A 25211-nucleotide genomic window follows, 5' to 3' on the forward strand; every position below is an offset into this window, starting at 1 on the left:
TGGGGGTGGGGCGGCGCGGCCCGCGCCGTGGGGGATGGTTGGGTGCGGGCCGCGCCAGTCGGTGAACCGGGCCGGTCAGTAGGCGCGGTACATACGCCGGCGCCACCACATCACGCCGGCGCCGATCAGCAGGACCCCGGCCACACCCGCCGCCGCGGAGCCCGCGATCAGCATGGTGTTGGTGCTGCCGGAGCCCGACTGCAGGGCGTCACCCAGCTGGTTCTTGACGTCGCTGCCGGCCTTGGCCAGCGGTCCGCGCGAACCCGAGGTCGGCTCGGCCACGTACGGGAAGGACTTCTCGAAACTCTGGTCGTTCTTGTCGACCGCGTCCGTCAGTCCGGTCTTCTGGCCGAGGAGTTCGCCCTCGACGACCCGCAGCGAAGCGTCGATCACGTCGTCGGCGAGCCTACGGCCGTTCGGGAAGCCCGCCTTGTCGCCGTCCAGCACACCGAGCCGCTTGGGATGCATGCTGGGCTTGATCGAGGTGTTGAGGCGCAGCTCCTCCGCCGGACGCACGTACGGCGGCTGGTTGAGGCCCTTCACACCCTTCAGGAACACGTCGACCAGGTCGTTGCGGGGCTCGGCGGGCGCCTTGATCTTGTAGATCGCCTCGATGAGCTTGGGCAGCTCCGGGTTGGTGACGTTCTTCAGGAACTGCGCGTCATCCCAGGGCGAGGACGCGTTGAACTTGTCCTTGTCCTTCTGCGGGTTGACGACCTCGTTGACCAGCGGGCTGCCCAGGCGCGAGACCTGCGACCAGTCACCGCGGGCGTCCTTGCGCTGGACGGTGGACCAGATGCCGACGATCGGCTGGTGCGACGACTCCTGGATCATGTAGTTGGGCACCTGCAGGGCCAGCGTGTTGACGTTGTAGCCCCTGAGCGTGTCCTGCCCGACCTCGGACAGGTTGCCGCCGTACAGCAGGTCGAAGACCCGCAGATCGGCGAAGAAGGGGTCGTCCGCCTGACCGGCGAAGGTCGTCGAGTCGCCCGCGAGCTTGTACACGGCCTGGTTGCGCAGCTTGGTGTAGTCCGGCATCGACGCCTTGCCGACGTTCGACGGCGCGACCGGGATGTCGTCCGCGACCTTCGTCTTGGAGACCAGCTTCTGCTTGTGCAGCCGCAGCAGATCGATGTCGTAGGTCTGCGTGATGTTCAGGTCCGGGTCGTCGAGGCTGTTGACCGGGCCCGTGTTGTAGAGGAACGTGTCGCCGTTCTTGCGGTGCGTCTTGAAGGTGTACCGGTACACCAGCTCGCTCTGCGCGTCACCGTTGTTGTCGATGTGGATGTCGTACTGGGCGTCGTCGGCGAACGTGTAGAAGTTCGGTCCGCCGGCCGGCTCCTCGAAGGGGATGAAGTTGGCGATGACCGTCGTCGTGTCCGGCTTGTCCGGGCTGACGAAGGCATACAGGTCGGTGTTGTCGTACTGGGGAGTGCCCGAGATGAGCGGGGCCTCCCGGTGGCTGGAGGCGGAGGCCGCCCCGGGGTCCAGCGCGGCGACGCCGGCGGCTGCGAGCCCCCCGGCGGCCAGCGCACCACAGACGAGGGTCGCGAGACTCCTGCGTCCCGAGCCACTCCTGGAGAAAGGTGTCATGCCGTCCGTCCTCAGTTCCCAATTGCCTGACGCACGCCATTCGGAGCGGTCGCCGGGGTGGATTGGTCGAATCCCAAACGTTCTTACGGCGGGTTTCGCGACTCGTCTCATCGGCGGGCAGGTTTCTTTCACGGCGCTCTCACGGACCTCTCATCACTCTTTGGCATCCGACCCGCGTTTTGGGCGCGCTGATCCGTAACCCCATCCGCGGGAGCGCTCGCTACGAAGACATGGCTGAAGGGACAGGCCGCGCGCGGCCGGAGAGGGGGGAACGAGTGGAGGCGGACGAACTTCTGGTGCTGGTGGCCGGAGGCGACCAGAAGGCATTCGAGGAGCTGTACGGGCTGGTGTCAGGACCTGTGTTCGGGCTGGTGCGCCGAGTGGTGCGGGACACGGCCCAGTCGGAGGAGGTGGCCCAGGAGGTGTTGCTCGAACTCTGGCGCTCCGCCGCGCGGTTCGACCCCGGGCGGGGCAGCGCCCTGTCCTGGATCCTCACCCTCGCGCACCGCCGGGCCGTCGACCGGGTCCGCAGCGCCCGCGCGGCCACCGAGCGCGAGCAGCGGGAGGGGCAGCGCGCCCACCACCCCGCCTTCGACCAGGTGGCCGAGGAGGTGGAGGCCGGGCTCGAACGCGAGTGGGTACGCCGCTGCCTTGACCGGCTCACCGCTCTGCAACGACAGTCCGTCACCCTCGCCTACTACGACGGCTACACGTACCGTGAAGTCGCCGAACGGCTCTCCCTGCCCCTCGGCACGGTCAAGACGCGGATGCGCGACGGGCTGACGCGGCTGCGCAACTGCCTGGGGGGTGCGGCATGAGGGCCGGCCTCCGACACCTTCGTCTCCGCGCTCTGGAACTGCCCAGCCGCGCTCCGCAATCTCTGGGAGGCGTCGTATGAGCGTCCTCGACCGTCTGCTGCGCCGCGATCTGCACTCGCTGGCCGCGCCCTACGCCCTCGACGCCCTGGAACCCGACGAACGCGCCCGCTTCGAGCGGCATCTGCGCGACTGTCCCCAGTGCGCGGCCGAGGTGCGGGCGCTGAGCGAGGACGCGGTGCGGCTCGCCTGGTCCACGGCGGCCCCGGCCCCGGCCGCCATGCGCGACCGGGTCCTGATGGCCGTACGCACGACTCCGCAGGAGGCGCCGGGGCCATCGCACCCGGCGCATCCCTCGCAGGCGTTGCCGAACGGCGCACCCCGTGGGCGCGCGGCGCACGGACCCGCGCGCGCCCGAAGCTCCCGCTTCCGTCCGCTGCTCGCCCCGCTCTCCACCGCGACCGCCGCCGCGGCCCTCGTCGTGGCGTCCCTCTTCGCCGTACAGGCGACGCAGACCCAGGACAAGCTGGACCAGGAGCGGGCCCAGGCACGTGAGATCGCCCACGTTCTCGCCGCGCCCGACGCCCGCGCGACGAGCGACCGGGACGCACAGGGGCGCGGAATCGGTGTGGTCGCCTCCGCATCGGAGCGGCGTGCCGTCGTGACACTGAGCGGACTGGACACTCCGTCCGGAGGCCGCGTACGCCAGCTGTGGCTCATGCGCCCCCAGGCGCAACCGCGCTCCCTGGGGCTCTTCGAGGGCGACACGCCCTTGATGGCCACCGGACTGAATACGAACGCCACGTCACTCGCTGTCACTGTCGAGCCGCAGGGCGGCTCGGCGCAGCCCACCACCGCGCCAGTTGCGCAACTCGCCCTGAAATCGGTCGGATTCGGAGAGTAACCGTCAACACCCTTACGGGGAAGGTGAATCCTTCGCCTGCGATACACGAGTGCCACGAGGGAGCGATAGGGTTAGCCTGCCCGGGCCGGGTGGACTCGTACGGGTGGGGAGAGACATGGAACAGATAACAGTGCGCAGCAGGGCACGTGTCCCTGCGATCACCTGTGGGAGCAGCGCGACCAGCACGCGCCTCGACCGCCATCTGGCGGTGCTGGGCGGCCCTGCCGTCCCGCAGCGCGAGACGGCCGAGGCGACCTCGCTGATGCGCGAGCTCACCTCGCGTGACACCGCGCGCGACAGCAGCGGGAGGGGCGCGCGTGTGCGGCGGGTCTCGCTCTTCGCCCCTCTGAGGCGGCTGCGTCGTTCGCTGTTCGGCGGCCAATAGCACGGTCGTGCGGTAACCGACCCGCGCTCGGGCGAACACACCGTCCGGCGCAAGCGCTGCGTTCTCGCCGCCCGTCGTCCCCACGGCACGCAGCGATGCCTCGGTGTGTTCCCCGAGCGCGGGTAGACCCCCGTCACCACCCCTTCACGCGCGCCTCGTCCCCACCCGGCGGCGCGCGGCGGTCCTCGACTCGCTTCGCGTACCCGCTCTCCCCGCGTACTCGACGAGTTCACCGTCCACCGGTCGCGTAACGGCGGACGGCGAGCGGCAGGAACACCGCGAGGATGACGGCGCACCAGGCCAGGGCCCCGGCCACCGGGTGCGTCACCGGCCAGGCGCCGTCGCTCGGCACCGGCGCGTTCCCGAACAGCTCCCGCAGCGCCGTGGTCACCGCGCTGATCGGATTCCACTCGGCGAGCGTGCGCAGCCAGTCGGGCAGGTTGTCGGTGGGGATGTACGCGTTCGACAGCAACGGCGCGTGCTGGACGCCTTCGAGCCCAAGGGCTAGCGGGGGCCGGGCCGGATCGGCCGGACCGGTCGGTCGGGCTGGGACGAGCGGTCGGGCTGGGGTGAGCGGTCGGGCTAGATCAGGGCGAACTGCCCTTCGGGGCCCTCTTCGTGGTGGTCGAGGACGGACGCGGGCCGACGTGCCGCGTCCGGCGCCGGGAGGACGCCCGCCGCGCGCAGCTCGGCGCGGGTGACGGGCGAGGTGATCGTCAACGCGGCCTGCTGCGGGCGGAGTTCGGCGAGCAGCGTCAGCACCGTGACGAGTTCCAGCAGTTCGGACGTCCATGTCTGCGGCCAGGTGGCGGGCCGGATCGCCTCCAGGGTGCCCGGCTCGGCGGGCGTGAGGCGCGCCGCGAACCACTGTTCCAGGACGCGCACCCCGCCCGCCTCGAAGTCCCAGGCCTCCGGCGGCACGGGCGAGATGCGGCCCTCGCCGAGGTGGAGTGCCTTCTCGTCACGGTCGTAGTGCACGTCGAGAGGGCGTGACGGCAGCGGGGCACGGACGTACGGGCGGCGCCCGCCGGGGAGCTTGGGGCGCTCGCCGTGGCGGCGCATCAGCCACAGCGTCCGGTGCCCCAGCTCGACGCCGCGCGCCCAGAGGTCGCTGTCCCCCGTGAGCGGGACGACCTGCCCGGCGGGACCCGGCCGCACGGTCGCCACGCTCCAGGCGAGCACGTCCATGGGCTCGGGGGAGCGGCCCAGGCGAGCGCCCAGGTGCTCCAGCAGGCCCGGCGCCAGATTGGGTTCCGCGCCGCCCGGCCGCCGGTACAGCGGCCGGACCCGGCCCGGGCGCAGCAGGGGCAGCAGGGACGTCGCCAGCAGCAGGGGCCCGCCGGACTCGGGAGCGGCGGTCTGCTCGACCACGAAGACCTGCCGCTCGTCCGCCACCCGCCAGAGCTCGGGGCGCGCCGCGTCGATCAGCCGGTGGTCGGGGATCAGCCACTGCTCGTCGAACGGACCGCGCAGCACCCGAACGGGCTCCGGGCCCGGCCCCGTGGCCCGGACCAGCTTCTCCGTGCCGCTGGACTGCCCGGGCAACTGCCCGACCGCCGAGTGCAGGGTGCGCGAGCGCGTCGGCTCGAACAGCGCCTCCCGGTCGGGGCCCCCGGCCTTCACCAAGGCGTCCCAGCGTGCCTTCAGGGAGGCGGCGTCGGGCGCCGTCGGCCACCCCCGGCCCAGCCTCGGCGGTGCGACGGACCACGGCATGAGGTCCGCGAGCAGCGGAGCGTCGTCGTGCGTCACGCCCGGCATCGTACGACGTGGGCGGTGCGCACCGGTCTCGTACGTCATCGTCAGTGGGCGTCGAGGGTGACCGTGAAGGAGAAGCGGTCACCGCGGTAGTGGATGCGGGCCACGTCCAGGGCGCGGCCGTCCTCGCCGTGCACCACGCCCGTGTAGTGCAGGATCGGGCTGAGCAGCGGGACCTGGAGCAGCCGGGCGGTCTCCGGGTCCGCGAGCCGGGCCTCCACGGTGTCGGTGATCCGGCTGATGCGCACGCCCACCACATCCCGCAGCACCTTGGTCATGGGCCAGCGCAGCAGGTCCTGCGGGTCGATCAGCGCCGCCAGTTCGGGGCGCACGTAGTTGCGCGCGTGGTTCGTCGGCTCGCCGGTCTTCTCGTCGCCGCGCAGCCGGTGGTACGTCCCCACCTCGGCCAGATCCGGGAAGTGCTCGGCGAGTTCGGCGGGCACCGGCACCCTGCCGTGGTCCAGCAGCTCGGTCGTCATGCCCGACTGCTGCGCGACGATCGTGTCCACCGAGCCGAGCAGCCGCACGGGCGCCCCTCGCTGCGCGCTCGGCTCGATGAACGTGCCCCGCCGCCGATGCCGGGTGATCAGCCCCTCGTCCTCCAGCTCCTTGAGCGCCTGCCGCATGGTGAGCACGCTCACTCCGTAGTGCCCGGCCAGCTGTTCCTCGGTCGGCAGGCGCAGCGGTTCCCGGGGCGAGCGCCCGAGTATCGAGGCGCGCAGGGACTGCGACACCTGATACCAGAGCGGCAGTTTGCGGTTCAGGACGATCGAGTCAGGGGCGAAGGAGGTCACGAGGGCTATCCGTACCGGTCGCCGCAGCTCAGCGCAACGGGCGGAAGTGCCGCTGGAGGCCCTGCCACACGTCGTCGTAACCGTGTTGCAGATGGTCCGCGTGCGCCGCCTGCGCCGTGACGGTCACCGGCCACCGTGTCTCGAACATGAACGCCAGCCCGTCGTCGATCTTCTGCGGCCGCAGCTCGGCGGCGCTGGCCCGGTCGAAGGTCTCCCGGTCCGGCCCGTGCGCCGACATCATGTTGTGCAGTGAACCGCCGCCCGGCACAAAACCCCCTGGACCGGACGTCTTCGCGTCGTACGCGCCCTCGACGAGCCCCATGTACTCGCTCATCACGTTCCGATGGAAGTACGGCGGCCGGAAGGTGTCCTCACCCACCAGCCAGCGGGGCGCGAAGATCACGAAGTCGACCTCGGCCAGACCGGGGGTGTCGCTCGGTGAGGTCAGCACCGTGAAGATCGACGGATCCGGATGGTCGTAGCTGATGGTGCCGATCACATTGAAACGGCGCAGGTCGTAGAGGTAGGGCACATGGTTGCCGTGCCAGGCGACCACATCCAGCGGCGAGTGGTCGTACGTCGCCGTCCAGAGGTTGCCGCAGAACTTGTTGACCACCTTCACCGGGCCCGCCGCGGTGTCGTCGTCCTCGTACGCGGCGACCGGGGCGAGGAAGTCCCGCGCGTTGGCGAGTCCGTTGGCGCCGATCGGGCCGAGGTCGGGCAGCCGGAACGGCGCTCCGTAGTTCTCGCACACATAGCCGCGCGCGGTCGGGCGCGGCCCGCCCTCCGGCGCGCTGTCGAGCAGCTCCACCCGGAAGCGGACCCCCCGGGGAATCAGCGCCACGTGACCCGGTTCCACGTGCAGCAGCCCGAACTCGGTGCGCAGCAGCAGCCCGCCGCGCTCGGGCACGATCAGCAGCTCCCCGTCGGCGTCGCTGAAGACGCGGTCCATCGAGGAGTTGGCGTGATACAGGTGCACCGCCATGCCGGTGCGCCGGGCCGCGTCGCCATTGCCGCCCAGGGTCCACAGGCCCGCCAGGAAGTCGGTGCCCGCCGCCGGCTCCGGCAGCGGGTTCCAGCGCAGCCGGTTCGGGTCGGGCACGGTCTCGGTGAAGGGAGCCGTGCGCAGCGCGCCGTTGTCCGTCCGCGTGAACGCGGGGTGTGCGGCCGACGGGCGGATCCGGTACAGCCACGAGCGCCGGTTGTGCGCCCTCGGCTCGGTGAACGCCGTACCGCTCAGCTGCTCCGCGTACAGCCCGAGCGGGGCGCGCTGGGGCGCGTTGCGGCCGTGCGGCAGCGCTCCGGGGACCGCCTCCGAGCTGTGTTCGTTGCCGAATCCGGAGAGGTAGGTCAGCCCTTCGGCCGTCTTCCTGGCGTCCCCGCTCATGATCGCTCCCTTGCGACTGCTACCTGTGATTCCTACCCGTCTGATTCCTATGCTTCACCGTAGGATTCAGCTTTTTCGCGCGCAAGAGGGGACGGGCGGCGAACGCGCCGCACCGCACGGGATCGGCCATGGGCGGTGTGGACGGCGCGGGCGGTACGGGTGGGCCGGGTGGCGTGGGCGGAGGAGTGTGACCTCGGGAACCTCCGCGCGGTCTACACCCCAGGGTTGGCCGTACGTCCGAAGAACCCGACTTCAGGGGGATCCGCCTGTCAGAGCGTTGTTCTAATCTCCCCGGCATGTCGTGGAAGCGTGGACTGCTCGCCGCGCTCGCGGTCTGTGCCCTGCTCGGCGGATCGGCGGGCTGCGGCACCGGCGAGGCGCACGAGCAGAGGGACCGGGTGTCGGCCTCGCCCGTGGGCAAGATCCTGGACGAGACGGACGAGGAGGGGCATCACTATCGTGAGGTCGACAAGAAGAGCGCACCGGAGGTCGCCATCGAGGTCCTGCCGGACTCCGACGACGGCTGGGACGTACGGCTGACCGTCCACCACTTCCTCTTCTCGCCCCTCGGCACGAAGTCGCGGGCCGTGGCCGGCCGTGGCATCGCCCTCCTGTATCTGGACGGCCGGATCCTCGCCACTCTCCGTACCTCCGAGTACCACCTCGCGGGCAGCCTGGTTCCGCGCGGTACTCACCATGTCACCGCGCGTCTGTACGCGGACGACCGCACGGCGTGGGCCGTGCGCGGCAAGCCCGTGGAGAGCACGGCGGACATCACGGCGTCGAAGGCGGCGTCGACGCCCACCGCGACGCCCACGTCGACACGGTCGGCCACAGGGTCGGCCGCACGGTCGGTGACACCGGCGGTGACATCGGCGGTGACATCGGCGGTGACATCGGCGGTGACGGTGAGCGGGGGCGGAACCGCGGACCGTACGCATACCGGAGGTTCACCGGACCCCGGCGGAAAGGCATCATGAAGCCCGTGCCTCAAGCGACCTCACTACGCCGTGCGCCCGTCCAGCGGCGCAGTGCCGAACGTCTGACCAGAATCCTCGACGCCTGCGCCGACCTCCTCGACGAGGTCGGCTACGACGCCCTGAGCACCCGGGCCGTGGCCCAGCGTGCGGGCGTCCCCATCGGCTCCGTCTACCGCTTCTTCGGCAACAAGCGCGCCATGGCCGACGCGCTCGCCCAGCGCAACCTGGAGCACTACACCGAACGCGTCACCGAGCGCCTCCAGGAGACGGACGCGGGGGGCTGGCGCGTGGCCATGGACGCCGTGCTCGACGAGTACCTCGCCATGAAACGCACCGCCCCCGGCTTCTCCCTCGTCGACTTCGGCAACCAGATACCGGTCGGCTCCCGCTATGCCGAGCCCAACACCCGCGTCGCCGACCGCCTCACCGAACTGCTCTCCAGCTATCTCGACCGTACGCCCGACGAGGATCTGCGCCGCACCTTCCTGGTCGCCGTGGAGGCCGCCGACACCCTGGTCCATCTGGCCTTCCGGGTCGCTCCGGAGGGAGACGAGCGGATCATCGACGAGACGCGGCAGCTGCTGCGCGCCTATTTGGCCAGGGTTCTCGACTGATTCGACCGATTCGACTGACTTGACTGATGCGATCGAACCGACTGAACCGACTGAACTGAACCGACTGAACTGAACCGACTGAACTGAACCCACTGAATCGACGCCTGTCGGCCGTCGGCCGCTGACCGTTCGTCGCCGGTTGCCGACCGCTCGGCGCTGAGCTGTGCCGTGCTGTGCCGAGCCGTGCTGTGCCGAGCCGTGCCGACCGGCGAACGGGGCGCGAATTTCCGACCCCACCCCCGGCAAGCCCTCCCTTCCATCCGTACCGGTCGGTATGCTCGCCCCCAGTCCGTGTGCCACCGCCGTCACCGTCCTCCGGGAGGACCCGTGTCCCGCACCTCCGGCGCCACCCCCGACTCCGACTCCGACTCCCGCACCGCTCTGCGCGTCTGTCCCCTCTGCGAAGCCACCTGCGGGCTGACGCTCACCATCGAGGGCACCCGTGTGACCGGCGCCCGCGGCGACCGCGACGACGTGTTCAGCAAGGGGTTCATCTGCCCGAAGGGCGCCTCCTTCGGCGCGGCCGACGGTGACCCCGACCGGCTGCGCACCCCCCTCGTCCGTGAGGACGGCGAGCTGCGCGAGGCCACCTGGGAGGAAGCCTTCGACGCGGTCGCGGCGGGCCTGCGCCCGGTAATCGAGCAGTACGGTCCGCACGCCCTCGGTGTGGTCCTCGGCAACCCGAACGTGCACACCATGGCCGGGGCCCTCTACCCCACCGTCCTGCTCGGCGCGCTGCGCACCCACAGTGTCTTCACCGCCTCCACGGTCGACCAGATGCCCAAGCACGTGTCGAGCGGTCTGCTCTACGGCGACGCCAACGCGATCCCGGTGCCGGACCTCGACCACACCGACCATCTCCTTCTCATCGGCGCCAACCCCCTGGAGTCCAACGGGAGTCTGTGCACCGCCCCCGACTTCCCCGGCAAGCTCAAGGCGCTGCGCGCCCGCGGCGGCACCCTCACGGTCATCGACCCGCGTACGACACGCACCGCCAAACTCGCCGACCGCCATGTGGCCGTCCGCCCCGGCACCGACGCCCTGCTGCTCGCCGCGATGACACACGTCCTCTTCGAGGAGAAGCTCGTCGACCTGGGCGACCTCGCCCCGCACGTCCAGGACGTCGAGGAACTCGCCGACGCCGTACGGGACTTCACTCCGCAGGCCGCGAGCGAGGCCTGTGACGTGGACGCCGACACCATCCGGGCGCTCGCCCGTGAACTCGCCGCCGCGCCCACCGCCGCCGTCTACGGCCGCATCGGCAGCTGTACCGTCCCGCACGGCACCCTCGCCAGCTGGCTCGTCGACGTCCTCAACATCCTCACCGGCAACCTCGACCGGCCCGGCGGCGCCCTCTTCCCGCAGGCCGCGACCGACAGGACACCGCGCCCCGCCGGACCCGGCCGCGGCTTCGCGCTCGGCCGCTGGAACAGCAGGGTGAGCCGCCATCCGGAGGCCAAGGGCGAACTGCCGCTGGCCGCCCTCGCGGAGGAGATCGACACCGCCACACCGGAGGGCAGCCCGATCCGCGCCCTCATCGCCGTGGCCGCCAACCCCGTACTCTCCGCACCCGACGGCGACCGCCTCGACAAGGCCCTCGACTCGCTCGACTTCATGGTCAGCGTCGACCCGTACCTGAACGAGACCGCCCGCCACGCCGACGTCGTACTGCCGCCGCCCCCGCCCTCGCAGAGCGCCCACCACGACTTCGCCTTCAACACCCTCGCCGTACGCAACCAGGTCCGCTACAACCGCCCCGCCGTCCCCCTCGAACCGGGCCGTATGGCCGAGACCGAGATCCTCGCCCGGCTGGTGCTCGCCGCGACGGGCACGCACGGCGCCGACCCGTCCGCCGTGGACACCATGGTCATCGACTCCACCCTCGGCAAGGCCGTCCAGGACCCGCACGGCCCCGTCCACGGACGCGACCCGAAGGACCTCGCCGCGCGGCTCACCGGCGAGAGCGGTCCCGAACGCCGGCTCGACATGATGCTGCGCCTCGGCCCGTACGGCGAGGGCTTCGGTGCCCGGCCGGACGGCCTGAACCTGGCGAAACTGCTCGCCCACCCGCACGGGATCGACCTGGGACCGCTGCGCTCGCGGCTGCCGCAGCCGCTGAAGACGCGCAGCGGAAAGATCGAGCTGCTGCCGGCACCGATTGTCGACGATCTTCCCCGGCTGCGCGCGGCCCTGCGCGAGCGCCCGGCGGCGATCGTGCTCGTCGGCCGCCGTCATCTGCGCTCCAACAACAGCTGGATGCACAACGTCCCCGCCCTCACCGGCGGCACCAACCGCTGCACCCTGCACATCCACCCCGAGGACGCCGTACGCCTCGGCCTGGCGGACGGGGCGCCCGTGCGCGTCAAGGGCGCCGGGGGAGAGGTGATCGCCCCGGCGGAGGTCACGGACGCCGTACGGCGCGGGGTGGTGAGTCTGCCGCACGGCTGGGGACACGACCGTCCCGGCACCCGGATGAGCCACGCGGCCCTCGACCCGGGCGTCAACGTCAACCAACTCCTCGACGGCTCGCTCCTGGACCCGCTGTCGGGCACGGCGGTGCTCAACGGGGTGCCGGTGGAGCTCGCCGCATGCCCCTAGAGGCGTGACGCTCGCCGACACAAGGCTGTGACCTGGAGTTTTGCGCTTATTGCTCGCGTGTCAACGTCTTGTTAACGCGTTCGGACCCGACCTAACGTCGTCGCACCACCGCCCCTGGTGGGAGTTCAAGGGCGAACGTTAGGCAGTCCACTCATGCTGACCATCCTCGGCTTCACCATGATCGCGACCTTCCTGGTCCTGATCATGCTGAAGAAGATGTCGCCGATCGCGGCGCTCGTGCTGATCCCGGCACTCTTCTGTGTCTTCGTCGGAAAGGGCGCCAAGCTCGGTGACTACGTCATCGACGGCGTCACCAGCCTCGCCCCCACGGCGGCGATGCTGATGTTCGCGATCGTCTACTTCGGTGTGATGATCGACGTCGGTCTCTTCGACCCGATCGTCCGGGGGATCCTCAAGTTCTGCAAGGCGGACCCGCTGCGGATCGTGGTCGGCACGGCGGTCCTCGCCGCGATCGTCTCCCTCGACGGCGACGGCTCGACCACCTTCATGATCACGGTCTCGGCGATGTACCCGCTGTACAAGCGCCTGAAGATGAGCCTGGTCGTGATGACCGGCGTCGCCGCGATGGCCAACGGCGTGATGAACACGCTCCCCTGGGGCGGCCCGACCGCCCGCGCCGCGACCGCGCTCAAGCTCGACGCCAGCGACATCTTCGTCCCGATGATCCCGGCCCTCGCGGTCGGCCTGCTGGGCGTCCTCGCCCTCTCGTACGTCCTCGGTCGCCGCGAGCGCCGGCGGCTCGGTGTGCTGACGCTGGACGAGGTGCTGGAGCCGGAGACCGAGACCGAGACCGAGACCGTGCTCGTAGGTGCGGGTGCGGGTGTCGGTGCCGGCGGCGTCAAGAAGGCGGCGCGTACGGGCGGTTCGGGCTCCGGTACGGACGCGGATGCCGGAGTTCCCGACGAGGACGACGGTTTCCAGGGACTCGACCCCCACCGTGCGACCCTGCGTCCCAAGCTCTACTGGTTCAACGCGCTGCTCACGGTCACCCTGCTGACCGCCATGATCATGGAGTGGCTGCCGATTCCGGTCCTCTTCCTGCTCGGCGCCGCGCTCGCGCTCACCGTCAACTTCCCGCACATGCCCGACCAGAGGGCCCGCCTCGGCGCCCACGCCGAGAACGTCCTCAACGTCTCCGGCATGGTCTTCGCCGCCGCCGTCTTCACCGGCGTCCTGACGGGCACCGGCATGGTCGACCACATGTCCAAGTGGCTGGTCTCCAACATCCCCGACGGCATGGGTCCGCACATGGCCTTCGTCACCGGCGTCCTGAGCATCCCGCTCACCTACTTCATGTCGAACGACGGCTTCTACTTCGGCGTCCTGCCCGTCCTCGCGGAAGCGGGCCAGGCACACGGTGTCTCGTCCCTGGAGATCGCCCGCGCCTCGCTCGTCGGCCAGCCGCTGCACATGTCCAGCCCGCTGGTGCCCGCCGTGTACGTCCTCGTCGGCATGGCGAAGGTCGAGTTCGGCGACCACACCAGGTTCGTGGTGAAGTGGGCGGCGCTGACGTCGCTGGTGGTGCTCGGGGCCGGAATCCTCTTCGGCATCATCTGAGTCATCGGCACCGGCCGATCACCCGCGATCGCCAAGGGCCACTCGCGACTGCTCACGATCACCAACGCTCTGCATGGAGGTCCCGACCATGAGGCCCGGTGGGAACCGCGGCTGGCTGCTCCGCCTCGTCATCGCCTTCGGCTTCGCGCAGGGGGCGGTGTCGATGGCACGGCCCGCCGTCTCCTACCGGGCCCTCGCGCTGGGCGCGGACGAGCGTGCCATCGGCGTCATCGCGGGCGTCTACGCCCTGCTTCCCCTCTTCGCCGCCGTACCGCTGGGCCGCCGTACCGACCACGGCCGCTGCGCCCCGCTGCTGCCCGTCGGGGTCGTCCTCATCGCGGGCGGCTGTGCCCTCAGTGGAACGGCGGGCTCGCTCACGACCATGGCCGCGTGGAGCGGAGTGATGGGGCTCGGCCACCTCTGTTTCGTGATCGGCGCGCAGTCGATCGTCGCCCGCCAGTCCGCGCCGCACGAACAGGACCGCAACTTCGGTCACTTCACCATCGGCGCCTCCCTCGGCCAACTGGTCGGACCGATCGCCGCGGGCGCCCTGATCGGCGGCCCGGACCGGGCGGGCAGCAGCGCACAGGCCCTGCTCGTCGCGGGCGCGATCGCCGCGGTCTCGTTCACGTCGCTGTGGCGCATCGAACACCGCCTGCCCGCCGGCTCCCGTACGGCGCGGGGCGACCGCGTCCCCGTGCACCGCATCCTGGGTGCCCGGGGCGTACCCGCCGGCATCTTCATCAGCCTCGCCGTACTGTCCGCGACGGACATCCTCACCGCGTATCTGCCGGTGGTCGGCGAGCACCGGGGCATCGCGCCGTCCGTGATCGGTCTGCTGCTGAGCCTGCGCGCGGCGGCGACCATAGCCTGTCGGCTGGTGATGACGCCGATGCTGCGACGGCTCGGCCGGGCGGCGCTGCTCACCGTGACCTGTCTGCCGGCGGGCGTGCTGTGCGCGGGGCTCGCGCTGCCCGTGCCGGTGTGGGCGCTGGCCGCGATGCTCCTGGTCCTCGGCTTCTGCCTGGGCGTCGGACAGCCGCTGTCCATGACGACCGTCGTACAGGCCGCCCCCGACGACGCCCGCTCCACGGCCCTCGCGCTGCGGCTGACCGGCAACCGCCTGGGCCAGGTCGCCGCGCCCGCCGGGGCGGGCCTGGTCGCCGGGGTCGCGGGCGTGGCCGCGCCGTTCGTGATGCTCGGCGCGCTGCTGGTGCTGTCCTCGGGGATCGCGCTGCGCTCGCCGGGCAAGACGGTCCCCGACCGGACCGTCCCCGACCGGACCGTCCCCGACCGAACAGTCCCCGACCGAACAGTCCCCGACCGGGCCGGGCCCGCTGTGCGCCCTGAGGCGCCCTCGCGCGGGAAGAGCGACATCTAGCGACATCCAGTCGGGAGGCATCCAGTTGGGCGGTAGCCGGGTGTGCAGCATCCGGGTGTGCGGTATCCAGTCGGGCGACATTCGGTCGGGCGGTATCCGATCGTCCGTTTTCTCCCGGTCGTAACCGACACGCCCGACACCCCGCCGAGCGTCTTCCCCCAGGCGTGTGCGGTCCGTTAACTTCCGTGACTCACACGTCCCGTACGACCCGTTCGGGATGTTCGACCGCGGAGCGACAGCGCCCTGTGAGCCCTCGGGGGCACCTTTCATGACACGCGCCATCTCGCTGCACCAGGTCAGCAAGTCGTATACACGCGGTGTCCGCGTGGTGGACCGGCTGTCGCTGGACATCAGGCCCGGTGAGTTCCTCGTGCTGCTCGGGCCCTCCGGATGCGGCAAGTCGACGGTGCTGAGAATGATCGCCGGGCTGGAGGCCGTCACCGAGGGCGAGGTGTGCCTCGACGGCGAGGACGCGGGCGACCTGCCGCCGTCCGAGCGGGACATGGCGATGGTCTTCCAGAACTTCGCCCTCTACCCGAGCATGACGAGCCGCGACAACATAGGTTTCCCCCTGCGTATCGAGAGCCCCGGCGAGGACCCCCGTCCGCGGGTCGACGCCACCGCCCGGATGCTCGGCATCGAGGAACTCCTCGACCGCTTCCCCCACCAGCTGTCGGGCGGCGAACGCCAGCGCGTCGCGATGGGCCGCGCGATCGCCCGCCACCCCTCCGCCTTCCTGATGGACGAGCCGCTCTCCAACCTCGACTCCAAGCTCCGCAATCGCCTGCGCGCCGAAATCGCGAGCCTCACCAGGGAACTGGGCGTCACCACGGTGTACGTCACCCACGACCAGGCCGAGGCGCTGTCGCTCGGCGACCGGGTCGCCGTGCTGCGCGGCGGCGTCCTCCAGCAACTGGACACCCCCCGGAGGGTCTACGCGCTGCCCTCGAACGTCTTCGTCGCCGCGTTCATCGGCACCCCGCGCATCAATCTGCTGCGCGGCCTGATCCGGGCCCCGCTCGACGGAGCCATGACGATCAGCCTCGGCAAGCAGTGTCTGCCGCTGCGCGAGCCCTGGCCCCTGGACCACCGGTTGCTGCGGGTGCAGCAGGGGCGCGAGGTCATCGTGGGGCTGCGCTCCGAGGCGGTCCGTATCGCCAAGCCGTCGGAAGCCCGGCCCGGCGAGGTGGCGATCAGCGGTCTCGTCGAGCACGTGGAGTTCCAGGGACACGAGGTGCTCGTCCACTTCGACACCGGCTCGCGGCCCGCCGTCGTACCGGAGCTGGAGGCGCCGCGCCCGGTCCGCCCGGCCCGGCGGCGCCGCCGTGAGGGCGGCGTCCTGGACCGCCTCCGGGAACGCAGGGGAGGGGTGCGGGCCGGACCTGTGGTGGTCCTCGACCACCCCGCCGACGCGGAACCCTCGCGCGCCGACGCGATCCCGCCCGAGGGCCGTCTCCCGGGCGACCTCGTGGTCCGCACCACCCCCGACTTCGAACTCCGCCACGGTATGCAGGTCCCCCTCCTCGTCGACCTCGCCCATCTGTTCGTCTTCGACCGGCAAGGCGAACGCATCTGCCCCGCTCCGGCGCGGCTGCCGGACCTGGACGAGTGAGGTGAGCAGGGTGAGGCGCGGGAAGACGTCTGGCGCCTGAAAACTAACATCGCTAGTTTGTGGGTCGGACGACGTTACGAGGCGGACGACGCGCCCCCGCCCGGGAGGAACACGATGAAGGCACATGACGGCATGTACATCGACGGCGCCTGGCGCCCCGCCGCCGGCACGGACACGATCGAGGTCGTGAACCCGGTCGACGAACAGGTGATCGGCCGGGTTCCGGCGGGCACGGCCAAGGACGTGGACGCCGCCGTACGGGCAGCGCGCGCCGCCTTCCCGGCCTGGGCCGCGACCCCGCCCGCCGAACGGGCCGCGCGGCTCGCCGCCCTGCGTGACGTGCTCGTCGCCCGCAAGGACGAGATCGCCGAGACCGTGACGGCCGAGCTGGGCTCGCCGCCGCAGTTCTCGCAGACGGTCCACGCGGGTGTCCCGATCCTCGTCGCGGGCTCGTACGCCGAACTGGCGGCCACGTACGCCTTCGAGGAGAAGGTCGGCAACTCGACCGTCTACCAGGAGCCGGTCGGCGTCGTCGGCGCGATCACGCCCTGGAACTACCCGCTGCACCAGATCGTCGCCAAGGTCGCCCCCGCGCTCGCGGCGGGCTGCACGGTCGTCCTGAAGCCCGCCGAGGACACCCCGCTCACCGCCCAGCTCTTCGCCGAGGCGGTCGCGGAGGCGGGTGTCCCGGCCGGTGTCCTCAACCTCGTCACCGGCCTCGGCCCGGTCGCGGGTCAAGCCCTCGCCGAGCACCCGGACGTGGACCTGGTCTCCTTCACGGGCTCCACGGCGGTGGGGCGCCGGATCGGCGCCACGGCGGGTGCGGCGGTCAAGCGGGTCGCCCTCGAACTCGGTGGCAAGTCCGCCAATGTCATCCTGCCCAGCGCCGACCTCGCCAAGGCCGTCAACGTCGGTGTCGCCAACGTGATGTCCAACTCCGGCCAGACCTGCAGCGCCTGGACCCGCATGCTGGTGCACGCCACGCGGTACGAGGAGGCGGTCGAGCTGGCCGCGACCGCCGCGGCCAAGTACGCGGACCGTATCGGCCCGGTCGTCAACGCCAAGCAGCGTGCACGAGTGCGGAGTTACATCGAGAAGGGCGTCGCCGAGGGGGCCAGGCTCGTCGCCGGCGGCCCCGAATCCCCGCGCGAGCAGGGATATTTCGTGCGGCCGACCGTCTTCGCGGACGTCACCCCCGAGATGACGATCGCTCAGGAGGAGATCTTCGGGCCGGTACTGGCGATGATCCCGTACGAGGACGAGGAGGACGCCGTCCGGATCGCCAACGGCACGGTGTACGGGCTCGCGGGCGCGGTGTGGGCGGGCGACGAGACCGAGGCGGTCGCCTTCGCGCGACGGCTCGACACCGGGCAGGTCGACATCAACGGCGGACGGTTCAACCCCCTTGCCCCGTTCGGGGGTTACAAGCAGTCGGGGGTGGGACGCGAGCTTGGCTCGCACGGCCTGTCCGAGTACCTCCAGACGAAGTCCCTTCAGTTCTAGAGCCCGAGGAGCTTTTACGTGGTTCGCGCTGCCGTACTACCCGCCGTGGGCGCTCCCTTGGAGATCGCCGAGATCGACCTCCCCGCACCCGGCCCCGGCCAGGTACGCGTCCGGCTTGCGGCCGCCGGGGTCTGTCACTCCGATCTCTCCCTGTCCGACGGCACCATGCGGGTGCCGGTCCCCGCCGTCCTGGGCCACGAGGGCGCCGGCACCGTCGTATCCGTCGGGGAGGGCGTGACGGGGGTCGCCCCCGGTGCCGGTGTCGTCCTCAACTGGGCTCCCTCCTGCGGCAGTTGCCCCGCCTGCTTGCTGGGGGAGGTGTGGCTGTGCGCCAACGCGCTGAACGGTGCGGGGGACGTGTACGCGCGGCGCGCCTCCGACGGGAGCGACCTCCACCCCGGGCTGAACGTCGCCGCGTTCGCCGAGGAGACCGTCGTGGCCGCCGGCTGCGTCCTGCCCGTACCGGACGGCGTCCCCCTCACCGACGCCGCCCTCCTCGGCTGCGCCGTCCTCACCGGCTACGGTGCGGTCCACCACTCGGCGAAGGTCCGGCCCGGTGAGACCGTGGCCGTGTTCGGGGTCGGCGGGGTGGGCCTCGCGGCCCTCCAGGCCGCCCGGATCGCGGGCGCGTCGCAGATCATCGCGGTGGACGTCTCCCCCGAGAAGGAGTCGTTGGCCCACGCGGCGGGCGCGACCGACTACGTCGTCGCCTCCGACACCACCGCCCGCGAGATCCGTGCCCGCACCGGCAGGCAGGGCGTCGACGTGGCCGTCGAGTGCGTGGGCCGCGCGGTGACCATCCGCGCCGCCTGGGACTCCACCCGCCGCGGCGGCCGCACCACGGTCGTCGGCATCGGCGGCAAGGACCAGCAGGTCACCTTCAACGCGCTGGAACTCTTCCACTGGGGCCGCACGCTCTCCGGCTGCGTGTACGGCAACTCCGACCCGGCGCGGGACCTCCCGGTGCTGGCGGAACACGTGCGCGCGGGCCGCCTGGACCTGGGGATGCTCGTGACCGAGCGGATCGGCCTGGAGGGGATCCCGGGGGCGTTCGCGAACATGCTGGCGGGCAAGGGGGGACGGGCGGTGGTGGAGTTCTGAACGGGTTCGCCGGTGTCACGCCCGTTCCGGCTCGCGTCGGGATTCCGGGAGTTCCGGGAGTTCCGGGAGTTCCGGGGGTTCCGGGGGTTCCGGGGATTCAGAGGACGCGGAGGGTGCAGAGGACGCAGAGGGTGCAGAGGGCGCAGAGGACGCAGAGGGCTCTCGGACACGCTCCGGGGTGGCAGCCCTCGGCCGGGAACGTGACACCGCGACCCCGGCCAGACACAGCACGCCACCCGCCAGCGTGAGCAGACCCGGTATCTCGCCGAGGAACAGCCAGGACATCGCCACGACAAGTGCGGGCACCGCATAGGTGGTCGCGCCCATGCGGCTCGCGGTGGTGCGCGCGAGGGCGTACGCCCAGGTGGTGAAGGCCAGCGCGGTCGGGAAGATGCCCAGGTAGAGCATGTTGAGGCCGGCGGAGGCGGGCGCGTGCGCGACTTCGTGCGCCAGCTGCCCCGCGAACGGCAGGCACACCACCGCGCCGACGAGGCAGCCGAAGGTCGTGACCTGGAGCGCGCTCGCCCGGCCGAGCGCCGGCTTCTGGGCGACGACCCCGGCCGCGTAGCCGACCGCCGCGAGCAGACACAGCACCACCCCGAGCACCGAGGAACCGCCCTCGCCGGACATCGACAGCCCCACCGCCACCGTGCCCGCGAACGACACCGCCATGCCCGCGAGCAGCCGCGGCGGCATCGCGTCACCGAGCAGCCGTGAGCCGAGCAGGGCGATGAGGATGGGGCCCGTGTTCACCACCAGCGCCGCCGTACCGGCGTCGACCTGCTGCTCGCCCCAGTTGAGCACGACCATGTAGCAGCCGAACCACAGCAGGCCGGACAGCGCGATCCCGCGCCAGGCCTCGCGCGGTGGCCACCCCTCCCGGCGTACGAGGCAGATGACGCTCAGCACGACGGCCCCCGCGAGCAGCCGCCCGAGTGCCAGCGCACCCGGTGAGTACGCCGCGCCCGCGCTGCGGATCGACACGAAGGCGGAGGCCCACAGCACGACGGTGACGGTCGCCGCGCCGGCCGCGAGCAGATCCGTACGGCGGGCGGGCCCGGGGGAGGAGGCGTTCATCATGCTCCTGAGGCTAGGTGGGGCGCGGGCGCGGGGGCTCGCGGATTTCGGACGCGGTGGTGAGGGGTGGTGGGTGCGTGCGGGGTGCTTGGGGGGGGGCTTGGGGGCGGGTCGGCGGGTGGGTTCAGCGGAGTGTGGTGGGGTCGATGCCCAGCAGCTCCGCGAAGGCCCGCTCGCCCGTCGGCGTGACCTTGACCGCGCGCTCCGAGCCGATGCGCATGCACCAGTGGGCGTCCAGGGCGTGCCGGCACAGGGCCGCGCCCGCGGTGCCCGCGAGGTGGGGGCGGCGCTCGGTCCAGTCGAGGCAGGCCCGGGTGAGGGGGCGGCGGCCCTCGCGGTTCAGGCCGATGCCCGCCTCGTCGAACCACCGCAGGCCCGCGTCGGTGAGGGCGAACCCGGTGTCCTGGCGGAGCAGTCCGCGATGGGTGAGCGCGTCGGTGAGGGTGATGCCGAGCCGGCCGGCGAGGTGGTCGTAACAGGTGCGGGCGCGGGCCATCGCGGAGTCCGCGCCGGCCTCCCGCAGTGTGCGAGGGCGCCGGGCGGTGTCGGGGGCGGTCTGGGCGGTGAGGTCCTCGACGAGTTGGGCGACGCGGGTGTCCGCCAGTCGTACGTAGCGGTGTCGGCCCTGTCGTTCCTCGGTGAGCAGACCGCCCGCGACGAGTCTGCCGAGGTGTTCGCTGGCGGTGGACGGGGCGACCTGGGCGTGCCGGGCCAGTTCGCCCGCGGTCCAGGCGCGGCCGTCGAGCAGGGCGAGCAGGAATGTGGCGCGGGTTTCGTCGGCGAGCAGGGTGGCCAGTGCGGCCAGTGCCGGTGCCGCCGGGTCCTTCGACCTCGTCATGCTCCCCAGCATCCGCCCTTCACGTTTCGGCCCCCACCGAACGATCACCGACGCACCTCGCCCGCCACCCATCCCTGGGGGCGGAGCCCCCAGGTAGGGATGGGACGGGTGGGGGCGGCGGGGGCGGAAGACGGCTCTCCGGCGTCAACCGTCCTCGTCCCCAACCCTCCCGAACTGCTCCACCAACCCGTCCAGCAACGCCCTGAGCCCCACCTCGAACGCCCGCTCATCCACCTTCTCCTGCTGCTCGGCAAGGAGATGCGCCTGCCCGAGATGGGGATAGTCGGCGGGATCGTACGCGGTCTCGTCGTCGACGAACCCACCGGCGAAGGACCCGAGGGCGGAGCCCATGATGAAGTACCGCATCAGGGCACCCACGGACGTGGCCTGCGCCGGCGGCCACCCCGCGTCGACCATCGCCCCGAAGACCGCGTCCGCGAGGCGCAGCCCGGCCGGCCGCCGCCCGGGCCCCCGCGCGAGGACCGGCACGATGTTCGGGTGGTCACGCAGCGCCGCCCGATAGGAGACGGCCCAGTCGTGCAGGGCGGTACGCCAGTCCCGCCCGTCCTCGAACATCGACAGATCGACCTGCGCGCTCACGGAGTCCGCCACCGCCTCCAGGATCTGGTCCTTGGTGCGGAAGTGGTTGTAGAGGGAGGGCCCGCTGACCCCCAGTTCGGCGGCGAGCCGGCGCGTGGAGACGGCGGCCAGACCTTCGGCGTCCACCAGGGCCCGGGCCGTCTCGACGATGCGGTCGGTGCTGAGGAGGGGCTTGCGCGGTCGGGCCATGGCGCACATAGTAGGGCTGCCTACAGAAACTAGCAGTGCTAATTTAAATGTGTGGAAAATGTACGGATTTCACGGTCCGTCTCAGTGTGGGGTGATCTGTCATGAATCTGGAACTCAGTGAGGAGCAGGCCGCTGTCCGGCAGCTCGCCAAGGACTTCGTGGACCGCGAGATCGCCCCCCATGTCGTCGCGTGGGACCGGGCGGAGGAAGTCGACCGGGCCCTGGTGAAGAAGCTCGGCGAGGTCGGCTTCCTCGGACTCACCGTCGACGAGGAGTACGGCGGCAGCGGCGGCGACCATCTCGCGTACTGCCTGGTGACGGAGGAACTGGGCCGCGGCGACTCCTCCGTGCGCGGCATCGTCTCCGTCTCGCTCGGCCTGGTCGCGAAGACGATCGCGTACTGGGGGAGCGAGGAGCAGAAGCGGCGGTGGCTGCCGGGGCTGACCTCGGGCGAGTACGTCGGCTGCTTCGGCCTCACCGAGCCCGGCACCGGCTCGGACGCGGGCAACCTGTCGACCAGGGCGGTGCGCGACGGCGACGACTACGTCGTCAACGGCACCAAGATGTTCATCACCAACGGCACCTGGGCCGATGTCGTGCTGCTCTTCGCCCGGTCCACCGACGCCCCGGGCCACAAGGGCGTCTCCGCCTTCCTCGTCCCCACGGACACCCCGGGGCTGACCCGTCGCACCATCCACGGCAAGCTCGGCCTGCGCGGCCAGGCCACCGCCGAGCTCGTCCTCGAAGACGTACGGGTGCCCGCGAGCGCCCTGCTGGCACCCGAGGGCAAGGGGTTCTCCGTGGCGATGTCCGCCCTGGCCAAGGGCCGGATGTCGGTCGCCGCCGGGTGCGTCGGCATCGCCCAGGCCGCGCTGGACGCCGCCGTGCGGTACGCGACCGAGCGGGAGCAGTTCGGCAGGACCATCGCCCATCACCAACTCGTCCAGGAGCTGATCAGCGACATCGCCGTGGACGTGGACGCGGCACGTCTGCTGACCTGGCGGGTCGCCGATCTCGTCGACCGCGGGCTGCCCTTCGCCACCGAGTCCTCCAAGGCCAAGCTCTTCGCCTCCGAGGCCGCCGTGCGCGCCGCGAACAACGCCCTCCAGGTCTTCGGCGGGTACGGCTACATCGACGAGTACCCGGCGGGCAAGCTGCTGCGCGACGCCCGCGTGATGACCCTCTACGAGGGCACCAGCCAGATACAGAAGCTGGTCATAGGGCGGGCGCTGACCGGGGTGTCGGCCTTCTGAATCTCCCTGGATCCCTCTGAATCCCTCCGACGTCCTTCTGAGTACGCCCGCGGGCGGTACTGAGTAGGTGCGCGGATGTGGTGGCCGGCACGTCCGCCGACCCTTGTCCCATGAGTGAGACACCGGTCAAGCAACAGAACACGGCGGCCTTCTACGGCCAGGCCGTGGCCTCCTTCTCGGTCGCGATGGCGGCGACCGCCATCGGCATCTTCAAGCTGCAGGCCGACGCCTGGGTGCGGGCCTTTCTGGCCATCGCCGTTCTCTACCTGGTGACGTCGTCCTTCACGCTGGCCAAGGTGATCCGTGACCGCCAGGACGCCACCCGCTCCGGCGGGCGGGTGTACGACCCCTTCGAGAAGCTCTGATCCACAAGCTCTGACCCACAAGCTCTGACCCGCAAGCTCTGATCCACTCTGAGCGGCGAGACTAAGCGCTCGCTCAGGTTCAGAGGTATGGTGTTCACCCTGTCAGTGGAAGGGGCGAACCAGCGATGAGTACGGCGCAGGAGACGGCCGGTGGCGAGATGCAGCCGTGGGCCGAGGTCACCCCGGACGCGGCCAGGCGGCTGCTCGTCGCGGCCGTGGAGGCCTTCGCCGAGCGCGGATACCACGCGACGACGACCCGCGACATCGCCGGCCGCGCCGGAATGAGCCCGGCCGCGCTCTACATCCACTACAAGACCAAGGAAGAGCTGCTCCACCGGATCAGCCGGATCGGGCACGACAAGGCGCTCGACATCGTGCGCACCGCGGCGGACGGCGGGGGCAGCGCCGCCGAGCGCCTCACCGACGCCGTGCGCTCCTTCGTACGGTGGCACGCCGGGCAGCACACCACCGCGCGGGTCGTGCAGTACGAGCTCGAAGCGCTCGGTCCGGAGGCGCGGGCCGAGATCGTCGCGCTGCGCCGGCAGACCGACGCGGCCGTGCGCGGCATCATCGCGGACGGTGTCGCCGCGGGTGACTTCGACGTGCCGGACGTGCCGGGCACCACGCTCGCCGTGCTCTCGCTCTGCATCGACGTGGCGCGCTGGTTCAACGTCGACGGGCCGCGGACGCCCGACGAGGTCGGCGCGCTCTACGCCGACCTCGTCCTGCGCATGGTGGGGGCGAAGGAGTAGCCCCGGGGCCCGCCGGAACGAGCCGCGGGCTCAGAGGTAGTACCGCGAGACCGACTCCGCGACGCACACCGGCTTGTCGCCGCCCTCGCGCTCCACGGTGAACGCCACGGACACCTGGACGCCACCGGTCACGTCCTCGACGCCGGTGATCCTCGCGGTGGCGCGCAGTCGTGAGCCGACCGGCACGGGCGCGGGGAAACGGACCTTGTTCGTCCCGTAGTTGACGCCCATCTTCACGCCCTCGACCTTGATCAGCTGCGGGCCGAAGAGCGGGAGCAGCGAGAGGGTGAGGTAGCCGTGCGCGATGGTCGTGCCGAAGGGGCCCGCCGCCGCCTTGTCGGGGTCCATGTGGATCCACTGGTGGTCGCCGGTCGCCTCCGCGAAGAGGTCGATCCGCTTCTGCTCGATCTCGGTCCAGTCGCTGTACCCCAGTTGCTCGCCCACCGCGGCGCGCAGCTCGTCGACCGTCGCGAACGTCCTCGGCTCTGCCATCTCGCTGTCCTCCCACATCGCCATGTCTAAGCAACTGCTTAGCATGGTCGGATGCGGGGCGCATGTCAACGGACCGGACGTGTGACGAACTGGGTAGGGTTGGAGGGGTGCCCCAGATCCCTGAGAAGATCCACGAGCTGACCGTCGGCCAGTTGTCGGCCCGTAGCGGCGCCGCCGTCTCCGCACTGCACTTCTACGAGTCCAAGGGCCTGATCAGCAGCCGTCGCACCACCGGAAACCAGCGCCGCTACCACCGCGACGCGCTGCGCCGCGTCGCCTTCGTCCGGGCCGCGCAACGCGTCGGCATCCCGCTCGCCACCATCCGCGACGCGCTCGCCGAACTCCCCGAGGAGCGCACCCCGACCCGCGAGGACTGGGCCCGGCTGTCGCAGACCTGGCGTTCCGAACTCGACGAGCGCATCAGGCAGTTGGGCAGGCTGCGGGATCACCTGACCGACTGCATCGGGTGCGGGTGTCTGTCCCTGGAGAACTGCGTACTGTCCAACCCGGACGACGTCTTCGGTGAGCGCCTGACCGGCTCCCGGCTCATGGTCGAGCGCACCTCCGTGCGCCAGAAGGCGCAGGAGCCGGAACAGGAGCCGGAACCGGAGCAGGGGCAGTGCTAGGAGCAGGAACAGCACTCGG

General features: G+C 71.2%; 23 protein-coding genes and 1 pseudogene. 15 read left to right on the top strand and 9 right to left on the bottom strand.

Annotated elements, in window-relative coordinates; all coding sequences use genetic code 11:
• Positions 1–75: 75 nt before the first annotated feature.
• A complete protein-coding gene (locus tag RV986_RS40600; RefSeq protein ID WP_475922169.1) occupies positions 76–1593 on the bottom strand; it encodes a DUF4331 domain-containing protein in 1518 nt (505 codons plus the stop codon).
• 275 nt (positions 1594–1868) lie between these two features.
• Between RV986_RS40600 and RV986_RS40605 the strand changes: the two genes are divergently transcribed.
• From RV986_RS40605 to RV986_RS40615, 3 genes are all read left to right on the top strand, one after another.
• Positions 1869–2411, top strand: coding sequence for a sigma-70 family RNA polymerase sigma factor (locus RV986_RS40605; protein WP_475922170.1), 543 nt, complete (start codon positions 1869–1871; stop codon positions 2409–2411).
• 76 nt (positions 2412–2487) lie between these two features.
• A complete protein-coding gene (locus tag RV986_RS40610; protein ID WP_475922171.1) occupies positions 2488–3312 on the top strand; it encodes an anti-sigma factor in 825 nt (274 codons plus the stop codon).
• Between the two features lie 115 nt (positions 3313–3427).
• Positions 3428–3697 carry a hypothetical protein gene (locus RV986_RS40615; RefSeq protein WP_475922172.1) on the top strand — a complete coding sequence of 90 codons (270 nt, stop codon included), beginning with the start codon at positions 3428–3430 and terminating at the stop codon, positions 3695–3697.
• Between the two features lie 229 nt (positions 3698–3926).
• Here the strand turns inward: RV986_RS40615 and RV986_RS40620 are convergent.
• From RV986_RS40620 to hmgA, 4 genes and pseudogenes are all read right to left on the bottom strand, one after another.
• Positions 3927–4172: pseudogene (locus RV986_RS40620) on the bottom strand (ABC transporter permease); the annotation flags it as partial.
• A 107-nt stretch (positions 4173–4279) separates the two neighbouring features.
• The gene (locus tag RV986_RS40625) at positions 4280–5455 is read right to left on the bottom strand and encodes a type ISP restriction/modification enzyme (RefSeq protein ID WP_475924614.1); all 1176 of its coding nucleotides are present in this window, start codon (positions 5453–5455) and stop codon (positions 4280–4282) included.
• Positions 5456–5496: 41 nt separating this feature from the next.
• Complete coding sequence (locus RV986_RS40630; protein ID WP_475922173.1) at positions 5497–6246, bottom strand: GntR family transcriptional regulator; 750 nt, start codon at positions 6244–6246, stop codon at positions 5497–5499.
• Between the two features lie 28 nt (positions 6247–6274).
• Positions 6275–7633: a homogentisate 1,2-dioxygenase gene (hmgA, locus tag RV986_RS40635; RefSeq protein WP_475922174.1), complete on the bottom strand. Its 1359-nt coding sequence runs from the start codon at positions 7631–7633 to the stop codon at positions 6275–6277.
• Between the two features lie 296 nt (positions 7634–7929).
• On the opposite strand from hmgA, the gene RV986_RS40640 reads away from it, so the two are divergent.
• The 8 genes from RV986_RS40640 to RV986_RS40675 all read left to right on the top strand — a co-directional run bounded on the left by RV986_RS40640 (position 7930) and on the right by RV986_RS40675 (position 19000).
• The gene (locus tag RV986_RS40640; protein WP_475922175.1) at positions 7930–8613 is read left to right on the top strand and encodes a nuclear transport factor 2 family protein; all 684 of its coding nucleotides are present in this window, start codon (positions 7930–7932) and stop codon (positions 8611–8613) included.
• Entirely contained in the window at positions 8610–9227 is a 618-nt protein-coding gene (locus RV986_RS40645) for a TetR/AcrR family transcriptional regulator (protein ID WP_475922176.1), read from the top strand. The genes RV986_RS40640 and RV986_RS40645 overlap by 4 nt, the downstream gene beginning before the upstream one ends.
• 327 nt (positions 9228–9554) lie before the next feature.
• On the top strand, positions 9555–11825 hold the full coding sequence (locus RV986_RS40650) for a molybdopterin oxidoreductase family protein (protein ID WP_475922177.1): 2271 nt from the start codon (positions 9555–9557) through the stop codon (positions 11823–11825).
• Positions 11826–11942: 117 nt separating this feature from the next.
• The gene (locus RV986_RS40655) at positions 11943–13403 is read left to right on the top strand and encodes a CitMHS family transporter (RefSeq protein WP_475922178.1); all 1461 of its coding nucleotides are present in this window, start codon (positions 11943–11945) and stop codon (positions 13401–13403) included.
• Positions 13404–13491: 88 nt separating this feature from the next.
• Positions 13492–14784: an MFS transporter gene (locus RV986_RS40660; RefSeq protein WP_475922179.1), complete on the top strand. Its 1293-nt coding sequence runs from the start codon at positions 13492–13494 to the stop codon at positions 14782–14784.
• A 268-nt stretch (positions 14785–15052) separates the two neighbouring features.
• Entirely contained in the window at positions 15053–16396 is a 1344-nt protein-coding gene (locus RV986_RS40665; protein WP_475922180.1) for an ABC transporter ATP-binding protein, read from the top strand.
• Positions 16397–16510: 114 nt separating this feature from the next.
• A complete protein-coding gene (locus RV986_RS40670) occupies positions 16511–17899 on the top strand; it encodes an aldehyde dehydrogenase family protein (RefSeq protein WP_475922181.1) in 1389 nt (462 codons plus the stop codon).
• Between the two features lie 18 nt (positions 17900–17917).
• On the top strand, positions 17918–19000 hold the full coding sequence (locus RV986_RS40675) for a Zn-dependent alcohol dehydrogenase (protein WP_475922182.1): 1083 nt from the start codon (positions 17918–17920) through the stop codon (positions 18998–19000).
• Positions 19001–19015: 15 nt separating this feature from the next.
• On the opposite strand, the gene RV986_RS40680 is transcribed toward RV986_RS40675, so the two are convergent.
• The 3 genes from RV986_RS40680 to RV986_RS40690 form a co-directional block, all read right to left on the bottom strand.
• Positions 19016–20080, bottom strand: coding sequence for a DMT family transporter (locus RV986_RS40680; RefSeq protein WP_475922183.1), 1065 nt, complete (start codon positions 20078–20080; stop codon positions 19016–19018).
• A 121-nt stretch (positions 20081–20201) separates the two neighbouring features.
• Complete coding sequence (locus RV986_RS40685; protein ID WP_475922184.1) at positions 20202–20927, bottom strand: metalloregulator ArsR/SmtB family transcription factor; 726 nt, start codon at positions 20925–20927, stop codon at positions 20202–20204.
• A gap of 132 nt (positions 20928–21059) precedes the next feature.
• Entirely contained in the window at positions 21060–21704 is a 645-nt protein-coding gene (locus tag RV986_RS40690; RefSeq protein WP_475922185.1) for a TetR/AcrR family transcriptional regulator, read from the bottom strand.
• A gap of 101 nt (positions 21705–21805) precedes the next feature.
• On the opposite strand from RV986_RS40690, the gene RV986_RS40695 reads away from it, so the two are divergent.
• From RV986_RS40695 to RV986_RS40705, 3 genes are all read left to right on the top strand, one after another.
• Entirely contained in the window at positions 21806–22957 is a 1152-nt protein-coding gene (locus RV986_RS40695; protein ID WP_475922186.1) for an acyl-CoA dehydrogenase family protein, read from the top strand.
• Positions 22958–23067: 110 nt separating this feature from the next.
• Complete coding sequence (locus RV986_RS40700) at positions 23068–23322, top strand: YiaA/YiaB family inner membrane protein (protein ID WP_475922187.1); 255 nt, start codon at positions 23068–23070, stop codon at positions 23320–23322.
• Positions 23323–23447: 125 nt separating this feature from the next.
• Entirely contained in the window at positions 23448–24074 is a 627-nt protein-coding gene (locus RV986_RS40705) for a TetR/AcrR family transcriptional regulator (RefSeq protein WP_475922188.1), read from the top strand.
• A 30-nt stretch (positions 24075–24104) separates the two neighbouring features.
• Here RV986_RS40705 and RV986_RS40710 read toward each other — a convergent pair whose 3' ends face one another.
• Positions 24105–24566 (bottom strand): MaoC family dehydratase, encoded by a 462-nt coding sequence (locus RV986_RS40710; protein ID WP_475922189.1) that lies wholly within the window; start codon positions 24564–24566, stop codon positions 24105–24107.
• A 107-nt stretch (positions 24567–24673) separates the two neighbouring features.
• On the opposite strand from RV986_RS40710, the gene soxR reads away from it, so the two are divergent.
• Positions 24674–25192 (top strand): redox-sensitive transcriptional activator SoxR, encoded by a 519-nt coding sequence (gene soxR / locus RV986_RS40715; protein WP_475922190.1) that lies wholly within the window; start codon positions 24674–24676, stop codon positions 25190–25192.
• The last annotated feature ends 19 nt before the right edge of the window (positions 25193–25211 follow it).

It is taken from the genome of Streptomyces sp. RLA012 (assembly GCF_056270325.1).